General features: G+C 66.4%; 23 protein-coding genes. All 23 read left to right on the forward strand.

Annotated elements, in window-relative coordinates:
* Nucleotides 1–648 (forward strand): 50S ribosomal protein L3, encoded by a 648-nt coding sequence (gene rplC, locus ACGF12_RS04460; RefSeq protein WP_393025368.1) that lies wholly within the window; start codon nt 1–3, stop codon nt 646–648.
* 4 nt (nt 649–652) lie between these two features.
* Nucleotides 653–1,330, forward strand: coding sequence for a 50S ribosomal protein L4 (gene rplD / locus ACGF12_RS04465; RefSeq protein ID WP_393025371.1), 678 nt, complete (start codon nt 653–655; stop codon nt 1,328–1,330).
* Nucleotides 1,330–1,647 carry a 50S ribosomal protein L23 gene (gene rplW, locus ACGF12_RS04470; RefSeq protein ID WP_030280768.1) on the forward strand — a complete coding sequence of 106 codons (318 nt, stop codon included), beginning with the start codon at nt 1,330–1,332 and terminating at the stop codon, nt 1,645–1,647. Before rplD ends, rplW begins: the two co-directional genes overlap by 1 nt.
* A gap of 43 nt (nt 1,648–1,690) precedes the next feature.
* A complete protein-coding gene (rplB, locus tag ACGF12_RS04475) occupies nt 1,691–2,527 on the forward strand; it encodes a 50S ribosomal protein L2 (protein ID WP_393025374.1) in 837 nt (278 codons plus the stop codon).
* A gap of 11 nt (nt 2,528–2,538) precedes the next feature.
* The gene (gene rpsS, locus ACGF12_RS04480) at nt 2,539–2,820 is read left to right on the forward strand and encodes a 30S ribosomal protein S19 (RefSeq protein ID WP_030055821.1); all 282 of its coding nucleotides are present in this window, start codon (nt 2,539–2,541) and stop codon (nt 2,818–2,820) included.
* 50 nt (nt 2,821–2,870) lie between these two features.
* A complete protein-coding gene (rplV, locus tag ACGF12_RS04485) occupies nt 2,871–3,218 on the forward strand; it encodes a 50S ribosomal protein L22 (protein WP_030055822.1) in 348 nt (115 codons plus the stop codon).
* Complete coding sequence (gene rpsC, locus ACGF12_RS04490; protein ID WP_393025377.1) at nt 3,218–4,042, forward strand: 30S ribosomal protein S3; 825 nt, start codon at nt 3,218–3,220, stop codon at nt 4,040–4,042. Before rplV ends, rpsC begins: the two co-directional genes overlap by 1 nt.
* Before the next feature lie 5 nt (nt 4,043–4,047).
* Nucleotides 4,048–4,467, forward strand: coding sequence for a 50S ribosomal protein L16 (gene rplP / locus ACGF12_RS04495; protein WP_030055824.1), 420 nt, complete (start codon nt 4,048–4,050; stop codon nt 4,465–4,467).
* Nucleotides 4,467–4,691 (forward strand): 50S ribosomal protein L29, encoded by a 225-nt coding sequence (gene rpmC, locus ACGF12_RS04500; RefSeq protein ID WP_049649042.1) that lies wholly within the window; start codon nt 4,467–4,469, stop codon nt 4,689–4,691. Before rplP ends, rpmC begins: the two co-directional genes overlap by 1 nt.
* Nucleotides 4,691–4,963, forward strand: coding sequence for a 30S ribosomal protein S17 (gene rpsQ, locus ACGF12_RS04505; protein ID WP_030055826.1), 273 nt, complete (start codon nt 4,691–4,693; stop codon nt 4,961–4,963). Before rpmC ends, rpsQ begins: the two co-directional genes overlap by 1 nt.
* A gap of 102 nt (nt 4,964–5,065) precedes the next feature.
* Nucleotides 5,066–5,437 carry a 50S ribosomal protein L14 gene (gene rplN / locus ACGF12_RS04510; protein ID WP_030055827.1) on the forward strand — a complete coding sequence of 124 codons (372 nt, stop codon included), beginning with the start codon at nt 5,066–5,068 and terminating at the stop codon, nt 5,435–5,437.
* 15 nt (nt 5,438–5,452) lie between these two features.
* Nucleotides 5,453–5,764: a 50S ribosomal protein L24 gene (gene rplX / locus ACGF12_RS04515; RefSeq protein ID WP_030232484.1), complete on the forward strand. Its 312-nt coding sequence runs from the start codon at nt 5,453–5,455 to the stop codon at nt 5,762–5,764.
* Nucleotides 5,764–6,333: a 50S ribosomal protein L5 gene (gene rplE, locus ACGF12_RS04520; RefSeq protein WP_030300393.1), complete on the forward strand. Its 570-nt coding sequence runs from the start codon at nt 5,764–5,766 to the stop codon at nt 6,331–6,333. Before rplX ends, rplE begins: the two co-directional genes overlap by 1 nt.
* A gap of 4 nt (nt 6,334–6,337) precedes the next feature.
* Nucleotides 6,338–6,523 (forward strand): type Z 30S ribosomal protein S14, encoded by a 186-nt coding sequence (locus tag ACGF12_RS04525; RefSeq protein WP_030055830.1) that lies wholly within the window; start codon nt 6,338–6,340, stop codon nt 6,521–6,523.
* A 269-nt stretch (nt 6,524–6,792) separates the two neighbouring features.
* Nucleotides 6,793–7,200 (forward strand): 30S ribosomal protein S8, encoded by a 408-nt coding sequence (gene rpsH / locus ACGF12_RS04530; protein WP_030280781.1) that lies wholly within the window; start codon nt 6,793–6,795, stop codon nt 7,198–7,200.
* Nucleotides 7,201–7,222: 22 nt separating this feature from the next.
* A complete protein-coding gene (gene rplF / locus ACGF12_RS04535) occupies nt 7,223–7,762 on the forward strand; it encodes a 50S ribosomal protein L6 (RefSeq protein ID WP_393025382.1) in 540 nt (179 codons plus the stop codon).
* A 3-nt stretch (nt 7,763–7,765) separates the two neighbouring features.
* Nucleotides 7,766–8,149 carry a 50S ribosomal protein L18 gene (gene rplR / locus ACGF12_RS04540; protein ID WP_030280785.1) on the forward strand — a complete coding sequence of 128 codons (384 nt, stop codon included), beginning with the start codon at nt 7,766–7,768 and terminating at the stop codon, nt 8,147–8,149.
* A gap of 48 nt (nt 8,150–8,197) precedes the next feature.
* A complete protein-coding gene (gene rpsE / locus ACGF12_RS04545) occupies nt 8,198–8,821 on the forward strand; it encodes a 30S ribosomal protein S5 (protein WP_030055834.1) in 624 nt (207 codons plus the stop codon).
* Nucleotides 8,821–9,003 (forward strand): 50S ribosomal protein L30, encoded by a 183-nt coding sequence (rpmD, locus tag ACGF12_RS04550; protein WP_030055835.1) that lies wholly within the window; start codon nt 8,821–8,823, stop codon nt 9,001–9,003. Before rpsE ends, rpmD begins: the two co-directional genes overlap by 1 nt.
* Before the next feature lie 2 nt (nt 9,004–9,005).
* The gene (gene rplO / locus ACGF12_RS04555; protein WP_255752515.1) at nt 9,006–9,458 is read left to right on the forward strand and encodes a 50S ribosomal protein L15; all 453 of its coding nucleotides are present in this window, start codon (nt 9,006–9,008) and stop codon (nt 9,456–9,458) included.
* 325 nt (nt 9,459–9,783) lie between these two features.
* Nucleotides 9,784–11,094 (forward strand): preprotein translocase subunit SecY, encoded by a 1,311-nt coding sequence (secY, locus tag ACGF12_RS04560; RefSeq protein WP_393025385.1) that lies wholly within the window; start codon nt 9,784–9,786, stop codon nt 11,092–11,094.
* Complete coding sequence (locus ACGF12_RS04565; protein WP_393025388.1) at nt 11,094–11,747, forward strand: adenylate kinase; 654 nt, start codon at nt 11,094–11,096, stop codon at nt 11,745–11,747. Before secY ends, ACGF12_RS04565 begins: the two co-directional genes overlap by 1 nt.
* A 116-nt stretch (nt 11,748–11,863) precedes the next feature.
* A complete protein-coding gene (gene map / locus ACGF12_RS04570; protein WP_393025391.1) occupies nt 11,864–12,703 on the forward strand; it encodes a type I methionyl aminopeptidase in 840 nt (279 codons plus the stop codon).
* Nucleotides 12,704–12,805 lie beyond the last annotated feature (102 nt).

Below are 12,805 nucleotides of genomic sequence, written 5' to 3' on the forward strand. Positions count from 1 at the left end.
ATGGCTAAGCAGATTAAGGGCATCCTGGGCGAGAAGCTCGGCATGACCCAGGTCTGGGACGAGAACAACCGGATCGTTCCGGTGACCGTCGTCAAGGCTGGGCCCAATGTCGTGACCCAGGTCCACACCGCCGACAGCCCGGCCGGCTACGACGCCGTCCAGATCGGCTTCGGCGAGATCGACCCCCGCAAGGTGAACAAGCCCCTCGCGGGCCACTTCGCCAAGGCCGGTGTCACCCCCCGTCGCCACCTGGTCGAGCTCCGTACCTCGGACGCTTCCGAGTACACCCTGGGCCAGGAGATCACCGCCGAGCTGTTCGAGGCGGGTGTCAAGGTCGACGTGACCGGCACCTCCAAGGGCAAGGGCTTCGCCGGTGTCATGAAGCGCCACAACTTCCGGGGCCTCGGCGCCGGTCACGGTGTGCAGCGCAAGCACCGCTCGCCCGGCTCGATCGGTGGCTGCGCCACCCCGGGTCGCGTGTTCAAGGGCGTGAGGATGGCCGGCCGGATGGGCCACGAGCGTGTGACCACCCAGAACCTGACCGTCCATGCCGTTGACGCGGAGAAGGGGCTGCTCCTGATCAAGGGCGCAATCCCGGGCCCGAACGGCGGCCTCGTCCTCGTCCGCACCGCGGCGAAGGGGCTGTGAGGATATGAGCACCATTGACATCCTGTCGCCCGCGGGCGACAAGACCGGCAGCCTTGAGCTGCCGGCCGAGATCTTCGACGCGAAGGTCAGCGTTCCGCTGATGCACCAGGTCGTCGTGGCGCAGCTCGCTGCGGCCCGTCAGGGCACCCACAAGACCAAGACTCGTGCCGAGGTCCGCGGTGGCGGCAAGAAGCCGTACCGCCAGAAGGGCACCGGCCGCGCCCGTCAGGGCTCGACCCGTGCGCCGCAGTTCGCCGGCGGTGGCGTCGTGCACGGTCCCGTGCCGCGTGACTACTCGCAGCGGACCCCGAAGAAGATGATCGCCGCCGCCCTGCGCGGTGCGCTCACCGACCGGGCCCGCCACAACCGCATTCACGTCGTCACCGGCGTGACCGCGACCGAGGCGCCGTCGACCAAGGCCGCCAAGGGCCTGTTCGGCAAGATCACCGAGCGCAAGAACATCCTCCTCGTCGTCGAGCGTGCCGACGAGCTGGGTCTGAAGAGCGCCCGCAACCTGCCGCACGTGCACATCCTGGACGCCGGTCAGCTGAACACCTACGACGTGCTCGTCTCCGACGATGTGGTCTTCACCCAGGCCGCCTTCGAGCGTTTCGTGGCCGGTCCGGCCGCGTCCGCCAAGGCCGTTGCCGCTGAGGGCGAGCTCGAAGGGAGCGCCGCCTGATGAGCGACGTTACGAGCAAGACGTTCACGGACCCCCGTGACGTCCTGGTGAAGCCGGTCATCTCCGAGAAGAGCTACAGCCTTCTCGACGAGAACAAGTACACGTTCATCGTGTCGCCGGGCGCCAACAAGACCCAGATCAAGCAGGCCGTCGAGGCGGTCTTCTCGGTCAAGGTCGAGGCTGTCAACACGATCAACCGTCAGGGCAAGCGCAAGCGTTCCAAGACGGGCTTTGGCAAGCGCAAGGACACCAAGCGCGCCATCGTGACGCTGGCCGAGGGCAACCGCATCGACATCTTCGGTGGTCCGGTCTCCTAACGGAGATCGTGATCGTCGATAAGGACGAGGACGAGAGAGCCAAATGGGCATCCGCAAGTACAAGCCGACTACGCCGGGCCGTCGTGGCTCCAGCGTGGCCGACTTCGTAGAGATCACGCGGTCCACGCCGGAGAAGTCGCTGGTTCGCCCCCTGCACAGCAAGGGCGGCCGTAACAACGCCGGTCGGATCACCGTTCGCCACCAGGGTGGCGGTCACAAGCGCGCCTACCGCGTGATCGACTTCCGTCGTCACGACAAGGACGGCGTGCCGGCCAAGGTCGCGCACATCGAGTACGACCCGAACCGCACCGCGCGCATCGCGCTCCTGCACTACGCGGACGGCGAGAAGCGCTACATCATCGCGCCGCGTGGCATCGCGCAGGGTGACCGGATTGAGAACGGCGCTGGCGCCGACATCAAGCCGGGCAACAACCTGCCGCTCCGCAACATCCCGGTCGGTACCACCATCCACGCGGTGGAGCTGCGTCCCGGTGGCGGTGCCAAGATGGCCCGCTCCGCGGGTTCCGGCATCCAGCTGCTGGCGCGTGAGGGCAAGATGGCGCACCTGCGCATGCCCTCCGGCGAGGTCCGCCTGGTGGACGCGCGTTGCCGCGCCACCGTCGGCGAGGTCGGCAACGCCGAGCAGTCGAACATCAACTGGGGCAAGGCCGGCCGTATGCGCTGGAAGGGCGTCCGCCCGACCGTGCGTGGTGTCGCCATGAACCCGATCGACCACCCGCACGGTGGTGGTGAGGGTAAGACCTCTGGTGGCCGCCACCCGGTCTCGCCGTGGGGCCAGAAGGAGGGTCGCACCCGTCGCCCGAAGAAGGCGTCGGACGCTCTCATCGTGCGCCGCCGCAAGACCAACAAGAAGCGCTAGGAGCAGGTCAGATGCCGCGCAGTCTCAAGAAGGGCCCCTTCATTGACGGCCACCTTCTCAAGAAGGTGGACGCGCAGAACGAGGCGGGTACCCAGAACGTCATCAAGACCTGGTCCCGTCGCTCCGTGATCTTCCCGGCCATGCTCGGCCACACGATCGCGGTGCACGATGGCCGTAAGCACGTCCCGGTGTTCGTCACCGAGTCGATGGTCGGCCACAAGCTCGGCGAGTTCGCGCCGACGCGTACCTTCCGCGGTCACGTCAAGGACGACCGCAAGTCGAAGCGTCGCTAGTCGCCAGCGAGATTACCGACTCAATGACTTACACCAGCAAGGGGACAACCATGGAAGCCAGGGCCCAGGCGCGGTACATCCGCGTCACGCCCATGAAGGCCCGCCGCGTGGTGGACCTCATCCGTGGCCTGCCGGCCACGGAGGCCCAGGCCGTCCTGCGTTTCGCTCCGCAGGCCGCCACCGTGCCCGTCGGCAAGGTGCTCGACAGCGCTATTGCCAACGCCGCGCACAACTACAACCACTCCAACGTGGACGACCTCGTCATCAGCGAGGCGTACGTTGACGAGGGTCCGACCCTGAAGCGGTTCCGTCCGCGTGCGCAGGGTCGTGCCTACCGGATCCGCAAGCGGACCAGCCACATCACCGTGGTCGTCAGCAGCAAGGAAGGGACCCGGTAATGGGCCAGAAGGTTAACCCGCACGGGTTCCGCCTCGGCATCAGCACGGACTTCAAGTCCCGCTGGTACGCCGACAAGCTGTACAAGGACTACGTCAAGGAAGACGTTGCCATTCGTCGCATGATGACGAAGGGCATGGAGCGCGCCGGTATCTCCAAGGTCGAGATCGAGCGCACCCGCGACCGCGTCCGCGTCGACATCCACACCGCCCGTCCCGGCATCGTCATCGGGCGTCGCGGCACCGAGGCCGACCGTATCCGCGGCGACCTCGAGAAGCTGACCGGCAAGCAGGTCCAGCTGAACATCCTCGAGGTCAAGAACCCCGAGCTGGACGCCCAGCTCGTGGCTCAGGGCGTCGCGGAGCAGCTGTCCTCGCGCGTCTCCTTCCGTCGTGCCATGCGCAAGTCGATGCAGGGCACCATGAAGTCCGGCGCCAAGGGCATCAAGGTCCAGTGCTCCGGTCGTCTCGGCGGCGCCGAGATGAGCCGTTCGGAGTTCTACCGCGAGGGCCGTGTGCCGCTGCACACCCTGCGCGCGAACGTCGACTACGGCTTCTTCGAGGCCAAGACCACCTTCGGCCGTATCGGCGTGAAGGTCTGGATCTACAAGGGCGACGTCAAGAACATCGCCGAGGTCCGCGCTGAGAACGCCGCTGCCCGCTCGGGCAACCGCCCGGCCCGTCCCGAGGCTGGTCGTCCCGCCCGCGGTGGCGAGCGCCGTGGTGGCGAGCGCGGTGGCCGCGGCCGTCGCCCCGCCGCTGCCGAGGCCCCCGCGGCCCCGGTCGCCGAGGCTCCGGCTGCCGAGAACACCGGAACGGAGGCCTGACCCCAATGCTGATCCCCCGTAGGGTCAAGCACCGCAAGCAGCACCACCCGAAGCGCCGTGGCGCTGCCAAGGGTGGCACCGAGCTCGCGTTCGGCGAGTACGGCATCCAGGCCGTCACCCCGGCCTACGTGACGAACCGGCAGATCGAGTCCGCTCGTATCGCCGTCACCCGTCACATCAAGCGTGGCGGCAAGGTCTGGATCAACATCTACCCGGACCGTCCGCTCACCAAGAAGCCGGCCGAGACCCGCATGGGTTCCGGTAAGGGTTCGCCCGAGTGGTGGATCGCGAACGTGCACCCGGGTCGGGTCATGTTCGAGCTGTCGTACCCCAACGAGAAGGTGGCTCGTGAGGCGCTGACCCGCGCAGCTCACAAGCTCCCGATGAAGTGCCGGATCATCCGGCGCGAGGCAGGTGAGAGCTGATGTCGGCCGGCACCAAGGCTGCTGACCTCCGCGAGCTGGACAACGAGGGTCTCGTTGCCAAGCTCCGTGAGGCCAAGGAGGAGCTGTTCAACCTCCGCTTCCAGGCGGCGACCGGGCAGCTCGACAACCACGGACGGCTCAAGCTCGTCCGCAAGGACATCGCGCGGATCTACACCCTGATGCGCGAGCGCGAGCTGGGCATCGAGACGGTGGAGAGCGCCTGATGACTGAGAACACCAACGAGACGCGCGGCTTCCGCAAGACCCGTGAGGGTCTCGTCGTCAGCGACAAGATGGACAAGACCGTCGTCGTCGCCGTCGAGGACCGCGTCAAGCACGCTCTGTACGGCAAGGTCATCCGCCGTACGAACAAGCTGAAGGCGCACGACGAGGCGAACGCCTGCGGCATCGGCGACCGGGTGCTCCTCGCGGAGACCCGTCCGCTGTCCGCGACGAAGCGCTGGCGCGTCGTCGAGATCCTCGAGAAGGCCAAGTAACGAAGTTGATGCGGTACGGCCGTATGTGCACCGGGCCCCTTGCGGGCGCTGGTGTGAGCAGCGGCCGGCCCGTCAGCTCTCGTTGACGATCAGGAGAAAGCTGTGATCCAGCAGGAGTCGCGACTGCGTGTCGCCGACAACACGGGCGCGAAGGAAATCCTTTGCATCCGCGTTCTCGGTGGCTCCGGTCGCCGCTACGCCGGTATCGGGGACGTCATCGTCGCGACCGTCAAGGACGCGATCCCCGGCGGTTCGGTGAAGAAGGGTGACGTCGTCAAGTGCGTCGTCGTCCGTACCGTGAAGTCGCGTCGTCGTCCGGATGGCTCGTACATCCGCTTCGACGAGAACGCCGCGGTTGTTCTGAAGAACACCGAGGGTGACCCCCGTGGCACCCGCATCTTCGGCCCGGTGGGCCGCGAGCTGCGTGACAAGAAGTTCATGAAGATCATCTCGCTTGCGCCGGAGGTGCTCTAACTCATGGCGAACAGCATGAAGATCAAGAAGGGTGACCTGGTTCAGGTCATCACCGGCAAGGACAAGGGCAAGCAGGGCAAGGTCATCCAGGCCATGCCGGCTGAGAACAAGGTCCTGGTCGAGGGTGTGAACCGGGTCAAGAAGCACACCAAGCCGGGCCCGGGCACTCAGGGTGGCATTGTCACCGTCGAGGCCCCGGTGCACGTCTCCAACGTCCAGCTGGTCGTGGAGAAGGACGGCAAGAAGGTCGTCACCCGCGTTGGCTACCGCTTCGACGACGAGGGCAACAAGATCCGCGTTGCCAAGCGAACCGGTGAGGACATCTGATGTCTGAGACGTCTGTTGAGAAGGTGACCCCCCGCCTCAAGGAGCGTTACAACTCCGAGATCAAGGGGCAGCTGCAGGAGCAGTTCTCGTACGAGAACGTCATGCTGACGCCCGGCCTGGTCAAGGTCGTCGTCAACATGGGTGTCGGCGAGGCCGCCCGTGACAGCAAGCTGATCGAGGGCGCGATCCGCGACCTGACCGCGATCACCGGTCAGAAGCCGGCCGTGACCAAGGCCCGCAAGTCCATCGCGCAGTTCAAGCTGCGCGAGGGCCAGCCGATCGGCACCCACGTCACCCTCCGCGGTGACCGCATGTGGGAGTTCCTGGACCGTCTGGTCTCGCTGGCCCTGCCGCGAATCCGTGACTTCCGTGGTCTCTCCCCGAAGCAGTTCGACGGCCGTGGCAACTACACCTTCGGTCTGACCGAGCAGGTTATGTTCCACGAGATCGACCAGGACAAGGTCGACCGTCAGCGCGGTATGGACATCACCGTCGTGACCACCGCTCAGACCGACGACGAGGGCCGGGCGCTCCTGCGCGCTCTGGGCTTCCCGTTCAAGGAGGCGTGAGCCAATGGCGAAGAAGTCCCTCATCGCGAAGTCCGAGCGCAAGCCGAAGTTCGGCGTCCGGGCCTACACCCGGTGCCAGCGCTGCGGCCGTCCGCACTCGGTGTACCGCAAGTTCGGCCTCTGCCGTGTCTGCCTCCGTGAGATGGCGCACCGCGGCGAGCTGCCGGGCGTGACCAAGAGCTCCTGGTAATCCAGAGCTTTAGGCACCGCTAGCGAAGTAGAGGTGCCCGATCCCACACCGCCCATTTTTGGGCTGCCGTACGGATTCCCGTAAGGTAGTGGGGTCGGGCCCCCTGCCACGGCTTCCCCATGGATGCCCGTGGTCCTCTTCTGGGAGGGCTCGCACCCAGTCTTACTACGACGTAGGTCCCCTGCGCTTGTGCCCCCGACGCACTCGTTCCGAGTGCGGTGGGGGGACCTGGTGCGGAGAAACCGCGGCGAGAGAGGCCTGAGGCCATCATGACCATGACCGACCCCATCGCAGACATGCTCACGCGTCTGCGTAACGCGAACTCGGCGTACCACGACTCCGTGGCGATGCCGGCCAGCAAGATCAAGGCGCACGTCGCCCAGATCCTGCAGCAGGAGGGGTACATCTCCTCCTACAAGGTTGAGGAGCCCGCTGAGGGCGAGGTCGGCAAGAAGCTGACCATCGAGCTCAAGTTCGGCCCCAACCGTGAGCGCTCCATCGCCGGCATCAAGCGCATCAGCAAGCCGGGTCTGCGCGTTTACGCAAAGTCCACCAACCTGCCGAAGGTGCTCGGCGGCCTGGGCGTGGCGATCATCTCCACGTCCTCCGGTCTCCTCACCGACAAGCAGGCTGCCAAGAAGGGCGTAGGCGGAGAAGTTCTCGCCTACGTCTGGTAATTCGGGAAACGGAGGTACAGCAATGTCGCGCATTGGACGGCTGCCCATCCCGGTTCCCGCCGGCGTGGACGTCACCATCGATGGCCAGGCGGTCTCGGTGAAGGGCCCGAAGGGCACCCTCACCCACGTCGTCGCCGCGCCGATCGGGATCGGTAAGGGCGAGGACGGCACGCTGCTCGTCACCCGCCCCAACGACGAGCGTCTGTCGAAGGCCCTGCACGGCCTTTCCCGCACGCTGGTGGCGAACATGATCACCGGCGTGACCGCGGGCTACCGCAAGTCGCTGGAGATCAGCGGTGTCGGCTACCGAGTTCTGGCGAAGGGCTCCGACATGGAGTTCCAGCTGGGCTACAGCCACCCGATCCTGGTCGAGGCCCCCGAGGGCATCTCCTTCGTCGTCGAGTCGGCCACCAAGTTCCACGTGGACGGCATCGACAAGCAGAAGGTCGGCGAGGTCGCCGCGAAGATCCGCAAGCTGCGCAAGCCCGACCCGTACAAGGCCAAGGGCGTCAAGTACGCGGGCGAGGTCATCCGCCGCAAGGTCGGAAAGAGTGGTAAGTAAGCGATGAGCGTCTCTGTCAAGATCGGCAAGGGCAACGCCTACAAGAGCGCCGCTCGCAAGCGCCGCGCGATCCGCGTTCGCAAGCGCGTCGTCGGCACCGAGGTGCGTCCGCGCCTCGTTGTGACGCGCTCGAACCGTCACATGGTCGCCCAGGTCATCGACGACGCCAAGGGTCACACCCTGGCGTCGGCGTCCACCCTCGACGTGTCCATCAAGGGCGCCGAGGGCGACAAGACCGAGCTGGCCAAGAAGGTCGGGAGCCTGGTCGCCGAGCGCGCCAAGGCCGCCGGCATCGAGTCGGTCGTCTTCGACCGCGCGGGCAACCGGTACGCCGGCCGCATCGCCGCCCTGGCGGACGCGGCTCGCGAGGCCGGGCTCGACTTCTAAGCCGCTCGTCGACTCTGTCGGCGGACGTAAACGAGAGAGGTAATTCCAATGGCTGGACCCCAGCGCCGCGGTAGCGGCGCCGGCGGTGGCACCGGCGGTGGCGAGCGGCGCGACCGTAAGCGTGACGACCGGGGCAACGCCCCCGCCGTCGAGAAGACCGCTTACGTCGAGCGCGTCGTCGCGATCAACCGTGTCGCCAAGGTTGTCAAGGGTGGTCGTCGTTTCAGCTTCACCGCGCTGGTCGTGGTGGGCGACGGTGACGGCACCGTGGGTGTCGGTTACGGGAAGGCGAAGGAGGTTCCGGCCGCCATCGCCAAGGGTGTTGAGGAGGCCAAGAAGAACTTCTTCAAGGTCCCCCGTATCCAGGGCACCATCCCGCACCCGATCCAGGGTGAGAAGGCCGCCGGCGTCGTGCTGCTGAAGCCCGCCGCCCCCGGTACCGGTGTTATCGCCGGTGGTCCGGTGCGCGCCGTCCTGGAGTGCGCCGGCATCCACGACATCCTGTCGAAGTCGCTCGGCTCGGACAACGCGATCAACATCGTGCACGCCACCGTGGCTGCTCTGAAGGGCCTCGTTCGCCCCGAGGAGATCGCCGCCCGTCGTGGCCTGCCGCTGGAGGACGTGGCTCCCGCCGCTCTGCTGCGGGCGCGTGCTGCAGGGGTGAGCGCCTGATGGCTCGCCTGAAGATCACGCAGACCAAGTCGTACATCGGCAGCAAGCAGAACCACCGTGACACCCTGCGTTCGCTTGGCCTCAAGCGCATGCACGACGTCGTGGTGAAGGAGGACCGTCCCGAGATCCGCGGGATGGCCCACACGGTCCGTCACCTGGTGACGGTTGAGGAGGTGGACTGATCATGGGCGACAACCCGATCAAGATCCACAACCTGCGTCCCGCCCCGGGTGCCAAGACCGACAAGATCCGCGTGGGTCGTGGTGAGGGTTCCAAGGGTAAGACCGCCGGTCGTGGTACCAAGGGCACCAAGGCCCGCTACCAGGTTCCGCAGCGCTTCGAGGGTGGCCAGATGCCGCTCCACATGCGTCTGCCGAAGCTGAAGGGCTTCAAGAACCCGTTCAAGATCACGTTCCAGGTCGTCAACCTCGACAAGCTGGCCGAGCTCTACCCGCAGGGTGGCGAGGTCACGGTCGAGGACCTGGTCGCGAAGGGCGCGGTTCGCAAGAACTCCCTCGTCAAGGTGCTCGGCACCGGCGAGATCTCGGTCGCCCTGCAGGTGACGGTTGACGCCGTCTCCGGCTCGGCCGCCGAGAAGATCACCGCCGCCGGCGGTACGGTCACCGAGCTCGTCTGAGCCCGCTGACCACCGGCTTCGAGCCCCGCACTTCCTCCGGGAAGTGCGGGGCTCGTGCTTTTTCGGGCCATTCCTGTATTGGCCGCTTCGGCCCGGTAAGGCCCTCGTTCTTTTGTGTGGCAAAACCGGGCATCCCGTACCCCGTGAGTGGGGGAGCGGCCGTATGCGCTTCTTTCGAGTGGCCGCGCACTGTTAGAGTCCGTGGAGTTCCCTTGTAGGCTGCGCGTAGGCTCGCCTGTGCCGTCTGTACGGGAGCCCGAACCGCAAACTCCCCATTCAGGACCGACCCTCCCGCCGACGACGCGCGGGAGGCGCAGGAGGCACCGTGCTCAGTGCGTTCGCGCGGGCGTTCCAGACGCCCGACCTGCGCAAGAAGCTGCTGTTCACGCTGGGCATCATGGTGCTGTTCCGGCTGGGCTCGCACATTCCGATCCCGGGCGTGAGCTTCACGGCCGTGAACGAGTGCGTGAAGGAGACCAAGAACAACGGCCTCTTCGGACTCGTCAACCTGTTCAGCGGTGGCGCGCTCCTCCAGCTGACGATCTTCGCCCTCGGCATCATGCCGTACATCACGGCGAGCATCATCCTCCAGCTCCTCACCGTCGTGATCCCGCGACTGGAGGCGCTGAAGAAGGAGGGCCAGGCCGGTACGGCGAAGATCACCCAGTACACCCGCTACCTGACCATCGCGCTCGCCGTGCTCCAGGGCACCGGCATCGTCGCGACGGCCTCCAGCGGCGCGCTGTTCTCGGGCTGCCCGCTGGCCAACCAGATCGTGCCGGACACCTCGGTGTTCCGGATCGCCACCATGGTCATCACGATGACGGCCGGCACCACGGTCATCATGTGGCTGGGCGAGCTGATCACCGACCGCGGCATCGGCAACGGCATGTCGCTGCTGATCTTCACCTCGATCGCGGCGCAGTTCCCGGTCAACATGTGGGCGATCAAGCAGTCCGGCACCATCGGCGGCGGCTGGGTCGAGTTCCTCTCCGTCATCGCGGTCGGCGTCATCGTTGTGATGCTGGTCATCTTCGTTGAGCAGGCCCAGCGCCGGATCCCGGTCCAGTACGCGAAGCGGATGATCGGCCGCCGGGCGTTCGGTGGCACCTCGACCTACATCCCGCTCAAGGTGAACCAGGCCGGTGTCATCCCGGTCATCTTCGCCTCATCGCTGCTGTACATCCCGGCTCTGGTGGTTCAGCTGACCAACAGCCAGGCCGGCTGGGCGGTGTGGATCAAGCAGAACTTCGTCAAGGGTGACCACCCGATCTACATGGCCACCTACTTCCTGCTGATCGTCTTCTTCGCCTTCTTCTACGTCGCGATCTCCTTCAACCCCGAAGAAGTTGCCGACAATATGAAGAAGTATGGTGGCTTCATCCCGGGTATCCGGGCCGGCCGGCCGACGGCCGAGTACCTGAACTACGTGCTGACCCGAATCACGTGGCCGGGTTCGCTCTACCTGGGCCTGATCGCGTTGATCCCGATGATCGCCCTGGTCGCCTTCGGACAGCAGACCAACTTCCCGTTCGGCGGCACCAGCGTTCTCATCGTCGTCGGCGTCGGACTCGAAACTGTGAAGCAGATCGAGAGCCAGCTCCAGCAGCGCAATTACGAAGGGTTCCTCCGCTGATGCGTATCGTCCTCGTTGGTCCTCCCGGGGCCGGGAAGGGTACTCAGGCGCACTTGCTCGCCGCGACCCTGTCCATCCCCCACATCTCCACCGGCAACCTGTTCCGTACGAACATCAGCCAGGGCACCCCGCTGGGGCTCGAGGCGAAGTCGTACATCGACGGTGGCCGTCTGGTCCCGGACTCGGTGACCATCGGGATGGCCGAGGACCGGATGCTCCAGGAGGACGCCGTCAACGGCTTCCTGCTGGACGGCTTCCCGCGCAACCTGGGCCAGGCCGAGGCGCTGGACGAGTTCCTCAAGTCGCAGGGCATCAAGCTGGACGGTGTGCTGGACCTGGAGGTCCCCGAGGACGAGGTTGTCAAGCGGATCGCCGGCCGTCGCCTGTGCCGCAAGAACGACACCCACGTCTTCCACGTCGCCTACAACCCGCCGAAGGTCGAGGGCGTCTGCGACGAGTGCGGTGGCGAGCTCTACCAGCGCTCGGACGACACCGAGGAGGCCGTGCGGGTCCGGCTGGAGGAGTACCACTCCAAGACCGAGCCGATCATCGGTTACTACAAGGAGCAGGGTCTCCTGGTGACCATCCCGGCCCTCGGCAAGGTGGACGAGGTCACCCAGCGCGCGATCGAGGCGCTGAAGCAGAACGGCTGAGTTCCCTCAGCGAGGTACGCGTGTACGGCCGGGTCGCCCGTGGAGCGGGCGGCCCGGCCGTTTCGGCGTCGTACGGTGGTAGGCAGTGGTAATCCGGACTTGGAAGGCGTGACCTGATGGTGGAGATCAAGACCCCCGAGCAGATCGCGAAGATGCGAGCGGCCGGGCTGGTCGTCGCCGAGGCGCTCAAGGCCTGCCGCGAGGCGGTCGTTCCCGGGGTGACCACCCAGGAACTCAACGACATCGCGGACAAGGTCATCACCGGCCACGGCGCCACCTCGAACTTCCGCGCCCACCACGGCGGCCTGTGGTTCCCCGGTGTGATCTGCGCCTCGGTGAACAACGAGGTCGTGCACGGCATCCCGGGCGAGCGGGCGCTGCAGGAGGGCGACATCATCTCGATCGACTGCGGCGCCATCCTGGACGGCTGGCACGGCGACTCGGCGATCACCGTCGCGGTCGGCGAGGTCCGCCCCGAGGTCGAGATGCTGAGCCGGGTGACCGAGGGCTCGATGTGGGCCGGAATCGCCCAGATGAAGAAGAACAACCGCCTGGTCGACGTCTCCAAGGCGATCGAGGGCTACATCCGCCGCCAGCCGCTGCCGCCCAAGGGCAAGTGGGGCATCACCGAGGGCTACGGCGGCCACGGCATCGGCACCGCGATGCACATGGAGCCGCACGTGCTGAACTACGTCGAGCGCGGCCGCGGCAAGGGCCCGAAGCTGATCCCCGGCACCGTGCTGGCGATCGAGCCGATGGTCTCGCTGGGCACCCCGCACACCACCGTGCTGGACGACGAGTGGACGGTCGTCACCAACGACGGCACCTGGGCCTCGCACTGGGAGCACTCGGTGGCCGTCACCGAGCAGGGCCCGCTGGTGCTGACCGCCTTCGACGGCGGCAAGGCCGAACTCGCCAAGCTGGGCATCACGGCCGCGCCGGACCCGCTGGCGTAGTCCCGGCGGCGCCCGACCGCCGCTCCTGACAAGGGATCAGAGCCCTGGAGGTTTGGACCTCCAGGGCTTTTGTCCTATTTTTAACGGCTGGCAGTGGCAATC

Origin of the sequence: Kitasatospora sp. NPDC048296 (assembly GCF_043201815.1) — a bacterium.
Taxonomy (GTDB): Bacteria; Actinomycetota; Actinomycetes; order Streptomycetales; family Streptomycetaceae; genus Kitasatospora.

Excerpts from the sequence above, each read along its gene's own strand:
- rplC (WP_393025368.1), top strand. The coding sequence starts at position 1 with ATGGCTAAGCAGATTAAGGGCATCCTGGGCGAGAAGCTCGGCATGACC.
- rplD (WP_393025371.1), top strand. The coding sequence starts at position 653 with ATGAGCACCATTGACATCCTGTCGCCCGCGGGCGACAAGACCGGCAGC.
- rplW (WP_030280768.1), top strand. The coding sequence starts at position 1,330 with ATGAGCGACGTTACGAGCAAGACGTTCACGGACCCCCGTGACGTCCTG.
- rplB (WP_393025374.1), top strand. The coding sequence starts at position 1,691 with ATGGGCATCCGCAAGTACAAGCCGACTACGCCGGGCCGTCGTGGCTCC.
- rpsS (WP_030055821.1), top strand. The coding sequence starts at position 2,539 with ATGCCGCGCAGTCTCAAGAAGGGCCCCTTCATTGACGGCCACCTTCTC.
- rplV (WP_030055822.1), top strand. The coding sequence starts at position 2,871 with ATGGAAGCCAGGGCCCAGGCGCGGTACATCCGCGTCACGCCCATGAAG.
- rpsC (WP_393025377.1), top strand. The coding sequence starts at position 3,218 with ATGGGCCAGAAGGTTAACCCGCACGGGTTCCGCCTCGGCATCAGCACG.
- rplP (WP_030055824.1), top strand. The coding sequence starts at position 4,048 with ATGCTGATCCCCCGTAGGGTCAAGCACCGCAAGCAGCACCACCCGAAG.
- rpmC (WP_049649042.1), top strand. The coding sequence starts at position 4,467 with ATGTCGGCCGGCACCAAGGCTGCTGACCTCCGCGAGCTGGACAACGAG.
- rpsQ (WP_030055826.1), top strand. The coding sequence starts at position 4,691 with ATGACTGAGAACACCAACGAGACGCGCGGCTTCCGCAAGACCCGTGAG.
- rplX (WP_030232484.1), top strand. The coding sequence starts at position 5,453 with ATGAAGATCAAGAAGGGTGACCTGGTTCAGGTCATCACCGGCAAGGAC.
- rplE (WP_030300393.1), top strand. The coding sequence starts at position 5,764 with ATGTCTGAGACGTCTGTTGAGAAGGTGACCCCCCGCCTCAAGGAGCGT.
- ACGF12_RS04525 (WP_030055830.1), top strand. The coding sequence starts at position 6,338 with ATGGCGAAGAAGTCCCTCATCGCGAAGTCCGAGCGCAAGCCGAAGTTC.
- rpsH (WP_030280781.1), top strand. The coding sequence starts at position 6,793 with ATGACCATGACCGACCCCATCGCAGACATGCTCACGCGTCTGCGTAAC.
- rplF (WP_393025382.1), top strand. The coding sequence starts at position 7,223 with ATGTCGCGCATTGGACGGCTGCCCATCCCGGTTCCCGCCGGCGTGGAC.
- rplR (WP_030280785.1), top strand. The coding sequence starts at position 7,766 with ATGAGCGTCTCTGTCAAGATCGGCAAGGGCAACGCCTACAAGAGCGCC.
- rpsE (WP_030055834.1), top strand. The coding sequence starts at position 8,198 with ATGGCTGGACCCCAGCGCCGCGGTAGCGGCGCCGGCGGTGGCACCGGC.
- rpmD (WP_030055835.1), top strand. The coding sequence starts at position 8,821 with ATGGCTCGCCTGAAGATCACGCAGACCAAGTCGTACATCGGCAGCAAG.
- rplO (WP_255752515.1), top strand. The coding sequence starts at position 9,006 with ATGGGCGACAACCCGATCAAGATCCACAACCTGCGTCCCGCCCCGGGT.
- ACGF12_RS04565 (WP_393025388.1), top strand. The coding sequence starts at position 11,094 with ATGCGTATCGTCCTCGTTGGTCCTCCCGGGGCCGGGAAGGGTACTCAG.
- map (WP_393025391.1), top strand. The coding sequence starts at position 11,864 with ATGGTGGAGATCAAGACCCCCGAGCAGATCGCGAAGATGCGAGCGGCC.